14 protein-coding genes are annotated in these 15904 nt (G+C 54.7%); 2 read left to right on the forward strand and 12 right to left on the reverse strand.

Annotated elements, in window-relative coordinates; all coding sequences use genetic code 11:
* Positions 1–36: 36 nt before the first annotated feature.
* Positions 37–1182 carry an FUSC family protein gene (locus tag HMPREF2952_RS02640; protein WP_070695246.1) on the reverse strand — a complete coding sequence of 382 codons (1146 nt, stop codon included), beginning with the start codon at positions 1180–1182 and terminating at the stop codon, positions 37–39.
* A gap of 154 nt (positions 1183–1336) precedes the next feature.
* Here HMPREF2952_RS02640 and rnhB point away from each other — a divergent pair, with 154 nt between their 5' ends.
* A complete protein-coding gene (gene rnhB, locus HMPREF2952_RS02645) occupies positions 1337–1930 on the forward strand; it encodes a ribonuclease HII (RefSeq protein ID WP_039861927.1) in 594 nt (197 codons plus the stop codon).
* A 56-nt stretch (positions 1931–1986) separates the two neighbouring features.
* Here rnhB and HMPREF2952_RS02650 read toward each other — a convergent pair whose 3' ends face one another.
* On the reverse strand, positions 1987–2991 hold the full coding sequence (locus HMPREF2952_RS02650) for a quinone-dependent dihydroorotate dehydrogenase (protein ID WP_070504155.1): 1005 nt from the start codon (positions 2989–2991) through the stop codon (positions 1987–1989).
* A gap of 248 nt (positions 2992–3239) precedes the next feature.
* Between HMPREF2952_RS02650 and HMPREF2952_RS02655 the strand changes: the two genes are divergently transcribed.
* Positions 3240–5249 carry an OPT family oligopeptide transporter gene (locus HMPREF2952_RS02655; RefSeq protein WP_004519106.1) on the forward strand — a complete coding sequence of 670 codons (2010 nt, stop codon included), beginning with the start codon at positions 3240–3242 and terminating at the stop codon, positions 5247–5249.
* Positions 5250–5596: 347 nt separating this feature from the next.
* Here HMPREF2952_RS02655 and waaA read toward each other — a convergent pair whose 3' ends face one another.
* The 10 genes from waaA to HMPREF2952_RS02705 form a co-directional block, all read right to left on the reverse strand.
* Positions 5597–6859 (reverse strand): lipid IV(A) 3-deoxy-D-manno-octulosonic acid transferase, encoded by a 1263-nt coding sequence (waaA, locus tag HMPREF2952_RS02660; protein ID WP_004519105.1) that lies wholly within the window; start codon positions 6857–6859, stop codon positions 5597–5599.
* 138 nt (positions 6860–6997) lie between these two features.
* Positions 6998–7429, reverse strand: coding sequence for a plastocyanin/azurin family copper-binding protein (locus tag HMPREF2952_RS02665; RefSeq protein ID WP_004519104.1), 432 nt, complete (start codon positions 7427–7429; stop codon positions 6998–7000).
* Between the two features lie 70 nt (positions 7430–7499).
* The gene (locus HMPREF2952_RS02670) at positions 7500–8264 is read right to left on the reverse strand and encodes an ABC transporter ATP-binding protein (RefSeq protein WP_004519103.1); all 765 of its coding nucleotides are present in this window, start codon (positions 8262–8264) and stop codon (positions 7500–7502) included.
* A gap of 10 nt (positions 8265–8274) precedes the next feature.
* On the reverse strand, positions 8275–9321 hold the full coding sequence (locus HMPREF2952_RS02675) for a FecCD family ABC transporter permease (RefSeq protein ID WP_004519102.1): 1047 nt from the start codon (positions 9319–9321) through the stop codon (positions 8275–8277).
* Positions 9322–9438: 117 nt separating this feature from the next.
* Positions 9439–10554, reverse strand: a complete 1116-nt coding sequence (locus HMPREF2952_RS02680) for an ABC transporter substrate-binding protein (RefSeq protein ID WP_070695247.1) — start codon at positions 10552–10554, stop codon at positions 9439–9441.
* Positions 10555–11069: 515 nt separating this feature from the next.
* Positions 11070–12833 (reverse strand): phosphoenolpyruvate--protein phosphotransferase, encoded by a 1764-nt coding sequence (gene ptsP, locus HMPREF2952_RS02685; RefSeq protein ID WP_049335774.1) that lies wholly within the window; start codon positions 12831–12833, stop codon positions 11070–11072.
* Entirely contained in the window at positions 12833–13102 is a 270-nt protein-coding gene (locus HMPREF2952_RS02690) for an HPr family phosphocarrier protein (RefSeq protein WP_003683718.1), read from the reverse strand. Before HMPREF2952_RS02690 ends, ptsP begins: the two co-directional genes overlap by 1 nt.
* Before the next feature lie 49 nt (positions 13103–13151).
* Positions 13152–13580, reverse strand: coding sequence for a PTS sugar transporter subunit IIA (locus HMPREF2952_RS02695; protein WP_049335776.1), 429 nt, complete (start codon positions 13578–13580; stop codon positions 13152–13154).
* Positions 13581–13638: 58 nt separating this feature from the next.
* Positions 13639–14202: a hypoxanthine-guanine phosphoribosyltransferase gene (locus HMPREF2952_RS02700; protein WP_003681752.1), complete on the reverse strand. Its 564-nt coding sequence runs from the start codon at positions 14200–14202 to the stop codon at positions 13639–13641.
* Positions 14203–14315: 113 nt separating this feature from the next.
* Complete coding sequence (locus HMPREF2952_RS02705; protein WP_049335779.1) at positions 14316–15845, reverse strand: ABC transporter permease; 1530 nt, start codon at positions 15843–15845, stop codon at positions 14316–14318.
* Positions 15846–15904 lie beyond the last annotated feature (59 nt).

Raw genomic sequence — 15904 nt, forward strand, 5'->3', positions numbered from 1 at the left:
GCGGCGGGGTTTGGGTAAAAATGCGACAGACTTTTTTCAGACGGCCTCTTCCGATTTGGGCTTGTTGTCGTTGCGCAGGTGTTCTTTGAGGCGTTGCAATTCTTTTTTGTCCAACCATTTATTGCGCGAACGTTGCAACAGAATCACCAATGCGGCGATTTCGTTACGCATATTGGTGCTGAGCCAGAGGAAGCCTTGCCAGTCGTAATGCAGGCGGGCGGCCGGTTTGCTTAGTTCGGCATTGAGCGAAGTATCGATGCGGATGCGGCGGGCGTAGTGGCCTTTGATGAGGCGGACGGTCAGGCGCAGTTCGCGTTGGAGTTGGTTGAAGTGGCGGTCGAGCAGGCGGATTTCGCTTTCGTTGAGCGTGGGCGCGCGCAGTTTGGCGGCGGTGGTCAGGAGCAGCTCGGTGGTGTTGACGATTTTGCGGTGGGCATGCTGCATGGCTTCCATCATATTGTTGCTGATGTGGCTTTCGCCGGATGTTGCGGCCAGATGGCTGCGGCTTTTGACCATGCGGGCGTTGATTTTGCGCATTTTAATCATGTTTTGCTCCAAGCGCTCGCGCGTCATGCGCTTGCCGTTGCTGATTTCGGCAATCATTTTGGCGCAGTCGGTGAGGTTGTCGGCAAGCATGAAGCGCCACATCAGGGTGGAGCGCAGGGGCAGGAGTTTGGCGGCGGCAATGGCGATGGCGGCACCAATCAAAACGTTCATGGCGCGCATCAGGCCGCTGTCGAGCCAGTGGTGGCTGCTGTCGCCGATGAGCATGCACATGGTCAAACCGGCAAGCATGGCGACATAGCCGTTTTTGCCGACCGCAGACCAACCGGCCACTGCGCTGGCGGCACCGATAATCAGATAGAAGAAAACGTCGTCTTGCAAATAATGTTGGTTCAACCATAAAACGGTCAACCCAACACCCAAACCGATGGCCGTGCCGAGCATGCGTTCGACCGCTTTGGAGTAAATCGCGCCTTGGAATTGCAGCATGCCGAGGACGACAAAGACGGTCATGCCGATCCACTCGCCGTGTTGCAGGTGGAAGACTTTCGCCAACAGGGTGGAGAACACGATTGCCAAGCCGAGGCGGAAGGCGTGGATATGGCGGCGATAGCGGTAGCGTTCGTAGGCGTTGAGCCAGCGTTCGGAAAAATGGAGGCGTTCGGATTGGGCAGGCATGTTGTAAGACGTATCAGTATGTGGGGATGTAAATTATAACTGATTGGTAAAGCAGATGAAATTTTAACTGCTCCCCAACGGCTTGTCCTATTGCGGATTTTATCTGCCGCAAGCGGATATAATGGCGGCTTTGAATCAGACAGGTGGTGAAGAAATGGCGACGGTTTTAAGCGCAGGCGTGGACGAAGCGGGACGCGGCCCTTTGGTCGGCAGCGTATTTGCGGCGGCAGTGATTTTGCCGGAACATTTTGACTTGCCGGGTTTGACCGACTCAAAAAAACTGAGCGAAAAAAAGCGCGATATGTTGGCGCAGATGATTAAGGAACAGGCGGTTGCGTGGAGCATTGCCTTTGCCGATCCTGACGAAATCCTGCAACTGAACATCCTGCACGCAACCATGGCCGCGATGAAGCGCGCAGTCGAGGGGCTGTCGGTCACTCCCGACAAAGTGTGGATAGACGGCAACCGCGTGCCGAAAGATTTGAATGTTCCTGCCGAAGCCGTGGTCAAAGGCGACAGCAAAATTATTGAAATCTCCGCCGCTTCGGTTTTGGCCAAAACCGCGCGTGATGCGGAAATGTATGAATTGGCGAAACGCTATCCGCAATACGGGTTTGACCGCCACAAAGGCTACGGTACGGCGCAACATTTGGCCGCGTTGAAACAATACGGCGTCTTGCCGGAACACCGCCGCAATTTCGCACCGGTCAAAACCTTATTGGCACAAGGCAATCTGTTTGAAGAATGAAAGCATATCAAAAGGCCGTCTGAAAGATTTCAGACGGCCTTATTTTTGGAAAAGTATTATTTCAACGCAGCCAAACACTCTTTAATCAACTCAGGGCCGCGATAAATCAAACCGCTGTACACTTGAACCGCACTGGCGCCCAAGCGGATTTTTTCTGCCGCGTCCGTGCCGTTCATGATGCCGCCGACGCCGATAATCGGCAGCTTGCCGTCAATGCGTTCCGCCAAAAGTTTCAACACTTGATTGCTTTTCTCGCGTACGGGCAAGCCGCTCAAGCCGCCTTGTTCGCCTGCGAGCGGATGGCTGCCCAAGCTGGATTTGTCGATGGTCGTGTTGGTGGCGATGATGCCGTCCATTTCCACGGATTTGACCACATGGGCGATGTCGTCGATTTGTGCTTCGTCCAAATCCGGCGCGATTTTAACCGCCAGTGGCACATATTTGCCATGCGCAGCCGCCAGTTGCGCCTGTTTGTTTTTCAAGGCTTCCAACAATGCGCTCAACTCGTCGCCGCCCTGCAAGGCACGCAGGTTTTTTGTATTGGGGGAGGAAATATTGACCGTGATGTAGCTCGCATGGGCGTAGGCTTTTTCCAAGCAAATCAGATAATCGTCGGCCGCGTTTTCAATCGGCGTAACGGCATTTTTACCGATGTTGATGCCCAAAATGCCTTTAAAGCGGCTGTTTTCAATGTTGCGGATCATCGCGTCGATGCCGTGGTTGTTGAAACCCATGCGGTTGATGATGCCTTGGTGTTCGGGAACACGGAAAAGGCGCGGCTGCGGATTGCCCGGCTGCGGCTTGGGCGTTACCGTGCCGATTTCGACAAAGCCGAAACCTAAAGCGGCAAACGCATCGATACACTCGCCGTTTTTGTCTAAACCTGCCGCCAAGCCGACCGGATTGGGCAGCTGCAAACCCATCAGCTCGGTTGGCCGGGTGTGGCTGTCCACCTTGGGCAGCAGGCCGAGTTTTTCGATAGAACGCAAACTGTTGAGCGTGAAATGATGGGCCTTTTCTGCATCGAAACGGAACAGTATGGGGCGGACGAGTGAATACATGGCGGCGGCTTTCTGAACGGTTGATGAATTTGGCGTTATTTTACCTGAAACCGTCAAACTGCCCCAAACGTCTGTATCGATATGATTTTATTGTTTGGCGTCAAATGAAAATAAATAGGGCTTTTGCGTGTAGTCGGATAGTTCATTAAAATGGTAAGAGAGAGGCTTTTCAGACGGCCTGATGGATGTATCAAAAGGCCGTCTGAAAAGTTTTGATTTGATTGTTTACCTGATACAGGAAGATTTTTATGAAACAGGCGGTTGATCCTTATGCGAGTTTCCGTGAACTGACGCTGCGGGGGATGATACTCGGCGCGTTGATTACGGTGATTTTTACGGCATCCAATGTGTATTTGGGCTTGAAGGTGGGCTTGACTTTTGCGTCTTCGATTCCGGCTGCGGTAATTTCGATGGCGGTTTTGAAGTTTTTTAAAGGCAGCAATATTCTGGAAAATAATATGGTGCAGACTCAGGCTTCAGCCGCGGGTACGCTCTCCAGTATTATTTTTATCTTGCCGGGTTTGCTGATGGCCGGTTATTGGGCGGGCTTTCCGTTTTGGCAGACTACGCTGCTGTGTATGTCCGGTGGTATTTTGGGCGTGATTTTCACTGTGCCTTTGCGTTATGCGATGGTGGTGAAGAGCGATTTGCCTTATCCGGAAGGCGTGGCGGCGGCTGAGATTTTGAAGGTTGGCGACCATGATGCGGACCAACAGGAAGGCGGCAGCGGTATCAAGGAATTGGTGTCGGGCGGCGCTCTGGCCGGTTTGATGAGCTTCTGCGCAAGCGGTTTGCGCGTGGTGGCGGACAGCGCGAGCTTTTGGTTTAAAGGCGGCGCGTCGGTGTTCCAAGTGCCGATGGGCTTTTCTTTGGCTTTGCTGGGCGCGGGCTATTTGGTCGGCCTGACCGGCGGTATCGCGATTTTGCTGGGTATTTCGATTGCCTGGGGTGTGGCCGTGCCTTATCTGTCGGCGCATATTCCGCAACCTGCCGATATGGAGATGATTCCTTTTGCAATGTCTTTGTGGAAGGAAAAAGTCCGTTTTATCGGCGCGGGTACGATCGGTATTGCCGCTATTTGGACGCTGTTGACTTTGATGAAACCGATGGTCGAGGGTATGCGCCTGTCTTTCCGCAATTTCGGCGGCGTGCAGATGACTGAGCGTACGGAACAGGATTTGTCGCCTAAGGCGATGATTGCCTGGGTGTTGGCGATGATGCTGGTGTTGGGCGTGTCTTTCTTCCACTTTATCGGCGACTCGCATATTTCCGGCGGTTTGGCTTGGCTGTTGGTGGTCGTGTGTACGCTGCTGGCTTCGATTATCGGCTTTTTGGTGGCCGCGGCTTGCGGTTATATGGCCGGTTTGGTCGGTTCGTCTTCCAGCCCGATTTCGGGTGTGGGCATCGTCTCTATCGTTATCATTTCGCTGGTGTTGCTGCTGGTTGGCGAATCCGGCGGCTTGATGACGGACGAGGCAAACCGCAAATTCCTGCTGGCGTTGACGCTGTTTTGCGGCGCGTCTGTGATTTGTGTGGCTTCGATTTCCAATGACAACCTGCAGGATTTAAAAACGGGTTATCTGGTAAAGGCAACGCCTTGGAAACAGCAGGTTGCGTTGATTGTCGGTTGCGTTGTCGGTGCATTGGTGATTTCACCTGTGTTGGAGCTTTTGTATGAAGCCTACGGCTTTACCGGCGCAATGCCGCGTGAAGGCATGGATGCGGCACAAGCCCTTGCCGCGCCTCAGGCAACTTTGATGACCACCATCGCCCAAGGTATTTTCTCGCACAATCTGCAATGGGATTATATTTTCACCGGCGTGGCCATTGGCGTGGCGTTGATTGCGGTCGATTTCACATTGCGCAAATCCTCCGGCGGCAAGCGCGCCTTGCCGGTATTGGCCGTGGGCATGGGCATTTACCTGCCGCCGTCTGTGAATATGCCGATTGTGATCGGCGCGGTATTGGCGGCTGTGTTGAAATCCGTCATCGCCCGTCGTCAAGAAAACCGTGAAGGCCGTCTGAAAAATGCGGAACGTATCGGTACGCTGTTCTCTGCCGGTTTGATTGTCGGCGAGAGCCTGATCGGTGTGATTATGGCGTTTATCATTGCCTTCTCCGTAACCAACGGCGGTTCGGATGCGCCTTTGGCCCTGAACCTGGAAAACTGGGATACGGCCGCCAAATGGCTGGGCTTGGCGTTTTTTGTCTTCGGTATGTTCGTGTTTGCACGTCGCGTGTTGAAAGCAGGACGTTAAGTTTGTAGGTTGAGAAAAGGCCGTCTGAAACCCAAAAAATTGGGGTTTCAGACGGCCTTTTTAGTGGAAATTTGTTTGGAATGATTTTAGGAAGTTTGGGTATAATTATCGCGGGGCTGGTAGCAAAAAAGCCCCATTGCAGTGGGGCTTTGTGCTGAAACCGCCCTAGAAAGGATGGTTTCAATCATGAAACATACCACTCGCACGGGTCGTTCATGGCTGAGACTGCGGACAGTCGTTAGGATTATCTTAACCCTGTTCCTGCTCTTAGTCAATTAAACGGCTGAAAACAAAAAACTGTTTTTCAGTTTCCGCCTGTTTGTCATGAACGGGCGGTTTTTTATTGTTTAACGCTGATTCAAACAATCTGCAATCGCTTTGGCAATTTTGGCACTGGCGCCTTGGTGTTGCGAAATGAATTGCTCGGTGTGGCTGATCAGTTGTTGGCGCAGGGTTTCATCGTCGAGGTATTGGCGCGTGGTTCTGTACCAGGCTTCGGCGGTTTCGACACGGACGGCGGCTTTGGCTTCGACTGCGCCTTTGCAGGCTTGGGCGAAGTTGTAGTTGGAGTAGCCGAAGAGGGTGGGGACGCGGCAGGAGATGGGTTCGATGATGTTTTGGCAGCCGGCATCAACGAGGCTGCCGCCGACGAAGGCAATATCTGCGCTGAGGTAGTAGGCGGCCAGTTCGCCCATGCTGTCGCCTATCCAAACTTGTGTATCTGGGGAAACGGGTTGTCCGTCGCTGCGTTTTTGGACGGTATAACCAAGCGATTTGGCGGTATCATAGGCCGTCTGAAAGTTTTCAGGGTGGCGCGGTACGATGACCAGCAAGGCATTGCCGCGGTAGCCCTGCCATGCTTTGAGGAGCAGCTCGGCTTCATCCGTGCCTTTGTACACGCGCGTGCTGGCGCAGACGACGACGGGGCGTGCGCCGATGCGTTCTTTAAAGGCGACGGCAAGCGGACGCAAGTCGTCGGGGGGCGCGATGTCGTATTTGGTGTTGCCGCAGACGTGGACGTTGGACGCGCCGATAAGGTGAAGGCGTTCGGCATCGGCGGCGGTTTGGGCAAAGCAGCCGGAGAGGCTCTGCATGGCAGGCTCGACCAGCTTGCGGATTTTGAGGTAGCCGCGTTGGGATTTTTCGGAGAGGCGCGCGTTGGCCAAAAAGAGGGGAATGCCTGCTTCTTGGCAGCTGTGCATCAAGTTGGGCCAGATTTCGGTTTCCATCAAAATGCCGCAGATGGGGCGGTGTTCGGCTAAAAATCGGGCTACCCATTCGGATTTGTCGTAGGGCAGGTAACGGCATTGCGCCTCGGGGAACAGGGATTGCGCGGTGGCGCGGCCGGTCGGCGTCATTTGGGTAATCAGAAACGGCGAGTCGGGAAAATGGCGGCGCAATGCCTGCACCAAAGGTTCGGCCGCACGCGTTTCGCCGACGGATACGGCGTGTATCCAAATCGGGCGTTGTACGGGATTGGGATACGCCTGCCCGAAACGCTCGCCCCAATGCTCGAGATAGGCTGGGGATTTGAGGGCGCGGCGGCGCAGGTGGCGGCGGATCAGGAAGGGGGCGAGGTGCCACAGCGTGGCGTAAAGGCGGCGTATCATGCTTACGGGTCTTGTGTCGGAATAGGCCTATTTTATCGGAAACTGAAACGGAAGATATAGCTTTGATGCGTGTTTTACGCAAAGGAAACAGGCCGTCTGAAAGGTTTCAGACGGCCTTTAATGCGGGCATAAACGCGTTTACTTCACTTGCGCCATGTATTTTTTCAGACGGCCTTTGCTTTGCATGGCGCGGTTTTCCATTTCATCGACAACGGCTTGTGCTTTGGCTTTGTTCACCGGTTTGCCGACCTGAATCACGCCGCTCATGTTCATCATGCGGTGCGGCGGGCAGGTGTAGACGTACACGCCTTCTTTGTCGAGCTTGAGGGTGAAGTCTTTACCGTCTTCGGAGAGGAAGTCGGCAACGCCCTCGGGCAGGGCTTTGCTTTGTACCCAGTGGCCACTGTTGGCGGCTTTGAAGGTAACAGTGTCGCCGACTTTGGCGTTGACGTAGCCGGGCTCGAACACCATGCTGCCGTCTTTGCCGTTGTCGAGCATTTTGATTTCGTGGTTGGTGGCGTATGCGCTCAGGGAAGCGGTCAGCATCAGGAGGAAGAGTGATTTTTTCATGGGAAAGTCCTTTTTTGTGAAGAGTATAAAATGATTGCTGGGGCTGGTTTCTTGATGGCAGATTTCCCAGCTAGGATTGCCGCATTGGGCGGATAACGGGCAGGCCTTTGCTGTCGTATAAGAGCTCGATGTCCACTTTATACAGCCTGCCGATCATGTCCGCCTGCAACACGTCCTGCGGCGCGCCCTGCGCCTGTACTTTGCCTTCGCCGAGCAGAATCACGCCGTCTGAAAACTGCGCGGCGAGGCTCAAATCGTGCAAGACCATCAGCGTAACCAGATTGTGTTCGTGCGTGTATTGCACCACGCGCTCCAAAAGATTGAGCTGATGGTGCATATCCAGCGCGCTGACCGGTTCGTCCAGCATCAGGATTTCGGGACGGCGCAGCATGACTTGGGCAAACATGACGAGCTGCCGCTGTCCGCCGGAAAGCCGCATGACGTCGCGGTGCGCCAGATGGCCGATGCCCAGCTCCGCCATGATACTTGCGGCTTCGTGCAGTAGTTCGTCGCCGACGTGCATATGCAGCGCGTCCATGCGGCCGAGCAACACGACTTCCAGCGCGGTCAGCGAGGCTTCGGCGGCGGTGTCCTGCGGCATATAACCTATGCGTTTGCGCCAGCTTTGCAGGTGGATTTTGCTCAACACTTCGTCGCCGTAGCGGATGGTACCTTTGTGTGCTACTTCGCCGAAAATCGTTTTCATCAGCGAGGATTTTCCCGTGCCGTTGGGGCCGAGCACGGAATAGACTTTGCCTTGTTCCAGCGTCAAATCGATATTGTCGGCGACTACATAATCGCCGCGCCGGATGTGTACGTTTTCAAGTTTCAACATTTCAGACGGCCTATCGTTTCGTTAATACAATCCAGAAGAAGAACGGCACGCCGACAAACGACGTAACAATCCCCACCGGAAACAGCGCGCCCGGGATAATCACCTTGGACAACACGCTGGCGACCGACAAAAACGCCGCCCCTGCCAGCATCGCGCCGGGCAGGAAGAAACGTTGGTCTTCGCCCAAAAGAATCCGCGCCACATGCGGCGCAACCAAGCCGATAAAGCCGATCACGCCGACAAAACTGATGGCCGTCGCCGTCATTACCGCCACCAACACCAGCGTTTTCAGGCGTAAAAATTGCAGATTGATGCCCAGCCCGACGGCGCGTTCTTCGCCCAAGCGCAGCGCAGTCAGCTTCCACACATCGCGCGAAAGCAGAAACACGCATACCGCCGTAACTGCCGCCGTAACGATGACTGTTTCCCAAGTTGCCTTGTTCAAACTGCCGAACAGCCAAAACAGAATCTGCTGCGAAATCTCAGGCGCGGCGATAAACTGAATCAGCGACAAAATCGACTGAAACAGAAACAACAGCGCAATCCCCACCAGCACCAACATCGCCGAGTTGAAGCGGCGTGCCGAGGCAAACAGAAACAAGATGCCCGAAGCCAGCATGGTCATCACAAACGCACCGATGGGAACGGCGACCGTTTCAGGCAGCCCGAAACCGCCGAACGCAATCACCGCCGACGCGCCCAAACCCGCCGCCGCCGCCAAGCCCAGCGTATAAGGGCTGGCCATCGGGTTGTTCAGGAGCGTTTGAATTTCCGCACCGCCGACACCTAAAGCCGCGCCGACCACCAAGGCCATCACCGCAATCGGCAGGCGCAAATCCATCACAATCAGGCGGTTCATTTCATCGACTTCGGGTTTGCCCAGCAAAACATTGACCACTTCGCCGACGGGCAGCGTGTCCGTCATCGCAGGGCCGGTGGCGATGTCGAATAGGAAACTGACCGCCGCGATGACTAAAAACATCAACACAATCAACCAACGCTTGCCTTCCAACTTGCGCTGGTTTTTCACAATCTCGGCGACAACCGAATCATTCATGTTTCAAACCTTTAAAAAAGAGTGTTGTGAAAGGGGAGAAACAGGTTTGCCTTTTTCTTCCGCAAAAATTTCAGACGGCCTTCCGATTTAAAAGGCCGTCTGAAAATCTAAATTACCTTATTGTCCTTTCGGATAGAGGTAGAACGTGCCGTTCGGTACGACGGGCAGGTTTTGGCGGTAGAAGTCCAGATAGGTCTTCTCAGGGTTGAAATCCTTAAACAACTGCGGATAAATCGCTTTGGTCATAAACTGAATCGACGCGCTGTCGGACAGCGTGCGCGAGTTGGCGTGGTAGGCGGCGTAGAGGCGGTTGTTTTTAATCGCAGGCAGGTTGGCCCAGCCGGCGCGTTTGGCAAAGCCTGCCAAGCGTTTTTCCGCTTCGGCTTTTGGAATGCCCCAGCCCATCACCATGGCGGCAGGGTTTTTCTTCAATTCGGTTTCGCGGCCGGTAATCACGATCACGTCGGGTTTGGCGGCGAGGACTTTTTCAGGATTGATCGGGCCGTAGAATTCGACCGAAGAAGCGGCGATATTGTTGCCGCCGACCAGTGTCGCCATCGAACCCCACATGCTTTTGCCGAAGGTAACGCTGTGTTCGGCAGGGCCTTTGTTGCCGAACTCGATATAGACTTTAGGCTTGGGCAGGTTGGCTTTTTGCACGCGCGCTTGGATGGTGTCGGCAACGCGTTTGTAGTCTGCCGCCAGTTTGTCGGCTTTTTGCTGCTGGCCGGTCAGCGTGCCGATAAGCTTGGTCGATTGGACGTGTTTGGCCACCGTTTGCGCGTTGTAGTCCAACACGACGATGGGGATGCCGGCCTTGTTGATGCGGTCGAGATCGGAACCCAAAGCCTTGTATTGCCATTCGGCCAAAACCAGCAAATCGGGTTTCAGCGCCAATACTTTCTCAATCGAGAAAGTGCCGACTTCCACTTCGCCCACGTCGGTCAGCTGATTCAGTTTAGGCACGGCTTTGCTGAATGCCGCCCAGCTCGGCGGCGCCCAGTCGGCCCAAACTGCTTTGGAAAAACCAACGACGTTGTCCAGCGCGGTTTTACCGCCGATGGCCATGTAGTCTTGGTAATAGAAGCCCAACACCACACGTTTGGCAGGCAGGTCGACAGTTACCTTACGGCCAACGGTATCGGTCAGCTGAACGGGTTTGGCAAAAGCGGATACGGAGCCGACTGATAAAGCTGCGGCGGCAATCAAAGCAGAAAGTTGCGTAAATCTCATGAATCATTCCTTTAAAATATTATGATAATTACTATCTTTTTATAAATTTATAAGGTATTGAATCTTTTTTCAAGTGAATGTAGGGATAGACATATTTCGAAATAAAAAGTTTCATCATTAAAACGAAGGGATAGTGTTTATATAGGGCTTTGGTGTACTGAAGACCTAGTAAAAAGGAATGATATGGGGTACCTAAAGCCATAGTGGGCAGTAGCTGGAATGGATCGGTAAAGGGTTTTTTATTGCAAAAAAATAAAAGGTATTCGGTTGAAAACAAGGCCGTCTGAAACCTTGCAATCAGGGTTCAGACGGCCTTTGGTGTCGGCATAAAAGTTTTATTTCACTTGCGCCCTATATTTTTCAGACGGCCTGTAAGCAGTGTTTGGGAAAAGTGAAAAAGGTTGGTTTTTGAAATGGCGAAATAGGGAAGAAGAGGGCTTGAGGGAGAGTTGGGCGTAAACCCAAAATGGGGACGAATAAAAGGGCGTGTATCGAAACACGCCCTTTTTAGAGATTCAGACGGCCTGTGATTCCGCCTGTTCGCTTTGGTTAAGGATTTTAATCAGTTTTTCGGCTTTTTCCGGGTCTTCGCAGCGCAGGATTTTGGCGGCATCGTTTTCGAGATGGCCGGTGTTGCTGTGCAGGATGATGTTTTTAACCGAAAGCAGGTTGTTGGGGTTCATGGAGAAGCGGCGCAGGCCCATGCCGAGCAACAGTCGGGTGAAGACGGTATCGCCGGCCATTTCGCCGCAGATGGACACGCCTTTTTCCATGCGGTTTGCGGTGCGGATAATGTGTTGCAGCGTTTTGAGGACGGCAGGGTGGCCGGGTTGGTAGAGGTGGCTGACGCTGTCGTCGCCGCGGTCGACCGACAGGAGGTATTGAATCAGGTCGTTGGTGCCGATGGAAACGAAGTCGACGAGCTTGAGGATGCTGCCGACGGTCATGGCGGCGGACGGGATTTCGATCATGCAGCCGATGCTGACCGGGCCGAAGGTTTCGCCGCGTTCGGTCAGTTGGCGTTGGGCCGTGTCCAGATGGATAAGGCATTGGCGCACTTCGGAAATAGACGTAATCATCGGCCACATCATGCGCACGGGGCCGTGGGTGGCGGCACGGAGGATGGCACGCATTTGGGTGCGGAACATGACCGGCTCTGCAAGGCACAGGCGGATGCCGGTCAGGCCGAGTGCGGGGTTGAGGCTGCCGTTGGGTGTGCTGTTTTGGCCGAACCAGCGCGGATTTTTATCGACGCCCAAATCGACGGTGCGGATGGTGATGTTTTTGCCTTTGAGTTTTTTGACGATGCCGGCATAGACTTCGTATTGTTCGTCTTCGGTCGGCATGTTGTCGCGGTTGAGATAAAGAAATTCGCTGCGGAACAGGCCGACGCCGTCTGCGCCGAAGTTGTGTAGGGCTTTGATGTCTTCTGCGGATTCGATGTTGGCTAAAAGTTCGATGTTGATGCCGTCGGCCGTGGTGGCGGCGGTTTTTTTGATTTTGTTGAGTTCGCGCTTGTGGCTGCGGTATTCGCGGGCGAGGCGGCGGTATTCGTTGAGGACGACTTCGTCGGGATCGATGATGAGGACGCCGTTGATGCCGTCGACGATGACGATTTCGTTTTCGGTAATGAGTTTGCGGGCGTTGTGCAGGCCGATGACGGACGGGATGTCGAGGCTGCGGCCTAAGATGGCGGTGTGGCTGGTCGGGCCGCCGGCATCGGTTACGAAGGCGGTAATGTGCTGCTCTTTGAATAGTACGGTATCGGCAGGCGAGAGGTCGTGCGCGATGAGGACGGTGTCGTCAAGCAGGTTGCCGGCGAGGTTGATTTCGTTGCTTTGGCCGACAAGGTTGTTGTGGATGCGGCGGACGACTTGGAGCATGTCCTGTTTGCGTTCGCGCAGGTAGTCGTCGTCAATGCTATCGAACTGGGCGGCAAGCTTGTCGCTTTGCAGTTTCAATGCCCATTCGGCGTTGATTTTCTGCTCGCACAAAATGTCGATGGGTTCGCGTGAGAGGGTGACGTCGGTCAGCAGCATCAGGTGCAGGGAGATGAACGCGCCCAATTCGGTCGGAGCATTTTCGGGAATCGCGCCGCGCAGCTGTTCCAGTTCTTTGCGCGTGGCTTTGATGGCGTTGTCGAAACGGGCGACTTCGGCATCGAGTTTGTCGAGATCAATGTCGTATTGGGGGACTTCCGTTGTGCCGCGCGTGATGAGGTGGGCGTGGCCGATGGCAATGCCTTTGCCCGCGGCTACACCGTGTAGGACGATGCTCATTATTCGCCCTCGCCGAAGTAGTCGTTGATGAGGTCGGTCAACGCCTGCATGGCGGCGGCTTCGTCTGCGCCTTCTGTTTCCAGCTCAATCACGGTGCCTTTGGCGGCGGCCAGCATCATCAGGCCCATGATGCTTTTGCCGTTGACGCGATTGCCGTTTTTGGTGACCCAGACTTCGCTTTGGAATTGGGAGGCGGTTTGGGTGAATTTGCTGGAAGCGCGCGCGTGCAGGCCGAGTTTGTTGATGATTTCGATTTCTTGTTTGAGCATGGATGTCCCCTAAATGTAATGTTCGTAAAGTGAATGTTTTCAGACGGCCTTAGCCGTGTTCTTTGCACACCAGGTCTTCAGGTGCGGATGTAATGGCGAAAATGCCCCGGATGGCGGCTTCTTTGACGGTTTCAGTGAAGTCGGAGAGGTTTTCGGCTTGTGATGAGTATTGGATGGCTTTAATCATCATCGGGGCGTTGAGGCCGGTCAGGATGGCGGATTTGTTTTCGCGCACCAGCCGGCGTGCGGCGTTGCATGGGGTTGCGCCGAAGATGTCGGTCATGATCAGCACGCCGCGGTTGTTGGGAAATTCCTGCAATGCGGCGATGGCGTTGTTGATGATGTCGTTTTGATCCTCGTCGGGCTGTACGCCGAGGATGTGGAGATTTTCGGGGAAGCCGTTGGGAAAGAAATGGTCGGCCAAACCGCGATAGGCTTCACCTATGGTTTCATGTGTAATGATTAACAAACCTATCATGATGTGTTCCTAGCATGGGGGTTGAGGCCGTCTGAAGATTTTTCAGACGACCTTTGTTTTATTTATTGTTTAAGGCGTAGATTTCGCCGAGGTTGCGCCAGCAGCCGGCGGCATCCATGCCGTAACCGAAGACGTAGCGGTTGGGCACGTCCAAACCGACATAATCGGCTTTGGTCGGTTTTTCTTTGTCGATCAGCTTGTTGGCAAACACGGCCGCACGGCAGCTTGCCGCGCCCATTTCCAACAGTTTTTCCTGAATGGCGGCCATGGTGTGGCCTTCGTCCAAGATGTCGTCCAAAACGACTACATGACGGCCTTTGATTTGCTCGGGGTCGGGCATGCGTTTCCAGTTGAACGCGCCGCCTGCGAGTTTGTCGCCGTAGCGGGAAACGTGGACGTAGTCAAAGTCCAAAGGAAAGCGCAACAGCGGCAATAACTGTCCTGTAAACACCACCGCACCACCCATGACAGGCAAGAGCAGGGGGTATTTGTCGCCCAAGTCGCGGGTAATGTCGTCGGCAACTTTTTGCAAGGCCGCGCGGCATTGTTCTTGGTCAAACAGCAAGTCGGCATTGTCCAGCATGGCTTGGGTTTCAAGGCGTTTGGTTTCTAAGTCGGTCATGATAGGTCGTGTTGAGTGCGGTTAAAAACAAATTATATAGCGGATTCAATCAATTTTCGATACAAGGCGCGGCAATAGTGTAGTGAAAGCGAAGGGATTTGAGCCGACCACGTTCAGACGGCCTTTTGTCCTTCCGCTTCGTCCACCAGCAAAAATGCCGTCAAAGCCAAAGCGGTCAATACTGCCGTCAACACCATCGCCCGTCCGTAATTGTCCGCACCGGCGCGCCCGAGATAATCGTAAATCAAAGTGGTCAGCGTCTGCCATTCGGGGCGCGACAGGAACAATGTGGCCGCAAATTCGCCGATACACGTTGCCGAAGCCAAAGTCAGACCGCGCCGCAAAGCCGGTTTCAATAAAGGCGCGGTTACATAACAGGCCGTCTGAAAACCGTTTGCGCCCATAGTACGCGCCGCCGCCGCGTAATCTTTGGGCAAACCGTCCCACGCGGCCAATACATCTTTGGCCACAAACGGATACGCCAACAGCGCGTAAGTCGCCGTCAGCAGCCACAGCGAAGCCGTCCACTGCGGATAGAGCAGCAATACGCCGAACGCAATGCACACGGGCGACACCATAAACGGCAAAAACATCAGCGCGCGCAACCACGCCATTTGCCGTGCCGCCGCCGCATACAGTACGCCCAATACCGTCGCCGCCGCCACTGCTGCCGCAGAGAAACGGACGGTGTTCCACACAGCCGTCCAAGTCTGCGCTTCAAACAAAACCGACCACGAAGAGCCTGCCGATACCGCCTTGAGCCACACCGCCGCCAAAGGCAGCAGGCAGCACACTGCCAACATGGTCAATACCGTTGCCGTCAGCCATTTTTCCCAAGCCCATATCGGCGCACGCGGAGGCAAAGGCGAGACTGACTTATCCACAGTCACGCGCCTGCTCCAATACGCATACAAACCGCCTGCCGCCGCCGTAACCGCCAGCACCAGCCACACCAACACCGACGCACGCGCCATGTCCAACTCATACGCCACCAGCCGGTAGATTTCCACTTCCACCGTCGCAAAACGTTCGCCGCCGAGCAGCAAGGCCAGCCCGAAGCCTGAAAAACAATATAAAAACACCAGGCACGCGCCACCGGCAACCCACGCGCGCACCACCGGCCATTCGACCCAGACAAACCGCCTCCACGCGTCCGCGCCCAAAGATTGTGCCGACAGCAACCGCGCCTGCGGCACACGCACAAATCCCTGATACGCCGAGCGCACCAAAACCGGCAGGTTGAAAAACACGTTGCCGTAAATCAGCAGCCACGGCGTGTCCTGCCAACCTGCCGCCAGCATACCGTGTGCACCAAACAAGGCGAGCACGCCCATGCCTGCCACCAAAGTCGGCATCACGAAAGGCAGCATCAGCAGGCGCAAAACCGTGCGCCGTCCGGCAAAGTCCATCCGCGCCAGCACCCACGCCGCAGGCACGCCCAAAGCCGTGACCAAGACGCAGGTCAAAACCGCCTGCGCCACCGTCCAGCCCAAGCGCAGGCGCATATAGTCATCAGCCACCACTTCCGCCCAAGCGCCTTCGCCGTCGTAAAACGCCAACGACAGCAAAGGCGCGGCCACCATAATCGCTAAGAAACCTAAAGGCAGAAGCAACAGCGCAAACCGCCGAATCCAAACCTGCATCGATGCGTACCCGAGAATAAAAATGCCTATTTTAGCCCGAGTTCGGCATAGAAGGTGGT

The organism is Neisseria sp. HMSC068C12 (assembly GCF_001814095.1).
In the GTDB taxonomy this organism is placed as follows: Bacteria; Pseudomonadota; Gammaproteobacteria; order Burkholderiales; family Neisseriaceae; genus Neisseria; species Neisseria perflava.

Excerpts from the sequence above, each read along its gene's own strand:
- rnhB (WP_039861927.1), top strand. The coding sequence starts at position 1,337 with ATGGCGACGGTTTTAAGCGCAGGCGTGGACGAAGCGGGACGCGGCCCT.
- HMPREF2952_RS02680 (WP_070695247.1), bottom strand. The coding sequence starts at position 10,554 with ATGAGATTTACGCAACTTTCTGCTTTGATTGCCGCCGCAGCTTTATCA.
- ptsP (WP_049335774.1), bottom strand. The coding sequence starts at position 12,833 with ATGAGCATCGTCCTACACGGTGTAGCCGCGGGCAAAGGCATTGCCATC.
- HMPREF2952_RS02640 (WP_070695246.1), bottom strand. The coding sequence starts at position 1,182 with ATGCCTGCCCAATCCGAACGCCTCCATTTTTCCGAACGCTGGCTCAAC.
- HMPREF2952_RS02705 (WP_049335779.1), bottom strand. The coding sequence starts at position 15,845 with ATGCAGGTTTGGATTCGGCGGTTTGCGCTGTTGCTTCTGCCTTTAGGT.
- HMPREF2952_RS02650 (WP_070504155.1), bottom strand. The coding sequence starts at position 2,991 with ATGTATTCACTCGTCCGCCCCATACTGTTCCGTTTCGATGCAGAAAAG.
- HMPREF2952_RS02695 (WP_049335776.1), bottom strand. The coding sequence starts at position 13,580 with ATGATAGGTTTGTTAATCATTACACATGAAACCATAGGTGAAGCCTAT.
- HMPREF2952_RS02665 (WP_004519104.1), bottom strand. The coding sequence starts at position 7,429 with ATGAAAAAATCACTCTTCCTCCTGATGCTGACCGCTTCCCTGAGCGCA.
- HMPREF2952_RS02700 (WP_003681752.1), bottom strand. The coding sequence starts at position 14,202 with ATGACCGACTTAGAAACCAAACGCCTTGAAACCCAAGCCATGCTGGAC.
- HMPREF2952_RS02655 (WP_004519106.1), top strand. The coding sequence starts at position 3,240 with ATGAAACAGGCGGTTGATCCTTATGCGAGTTTCCGTGAACTGACGCTG.
- HMPREF2952_RS02675 (WP_004519102.1), bottom strand. The coding sequence starts at position 9,321 with ATGAATGATTCGGTTGTCGCCGAGATTGTGAAAAACCAGCGCAAGTTG.
- waaA (WP_004519105.1), bottom strand. The coding sequence starts at position 6,859 with ATGATACGCCGCCTTTACGCCACGCTGTGGCACCTCGCCCCCTTCCTG.
- HMPREF2952_RS02690 (WP_003683718.1), bottom strand. The coding sequence starts at position 13,102 with ATGCTCAAACAAGAAATCGAAATCATCAACAAACTCGGCCTGCACGCG.
- HMPREF2952_RS02670 (WP_004519103.1), bottom strand. The coding sequence starts at position 8,264 with ATGTTGAAACTTGAAAACGTACACATCCGGCGCGGCGATTATGTAGTC.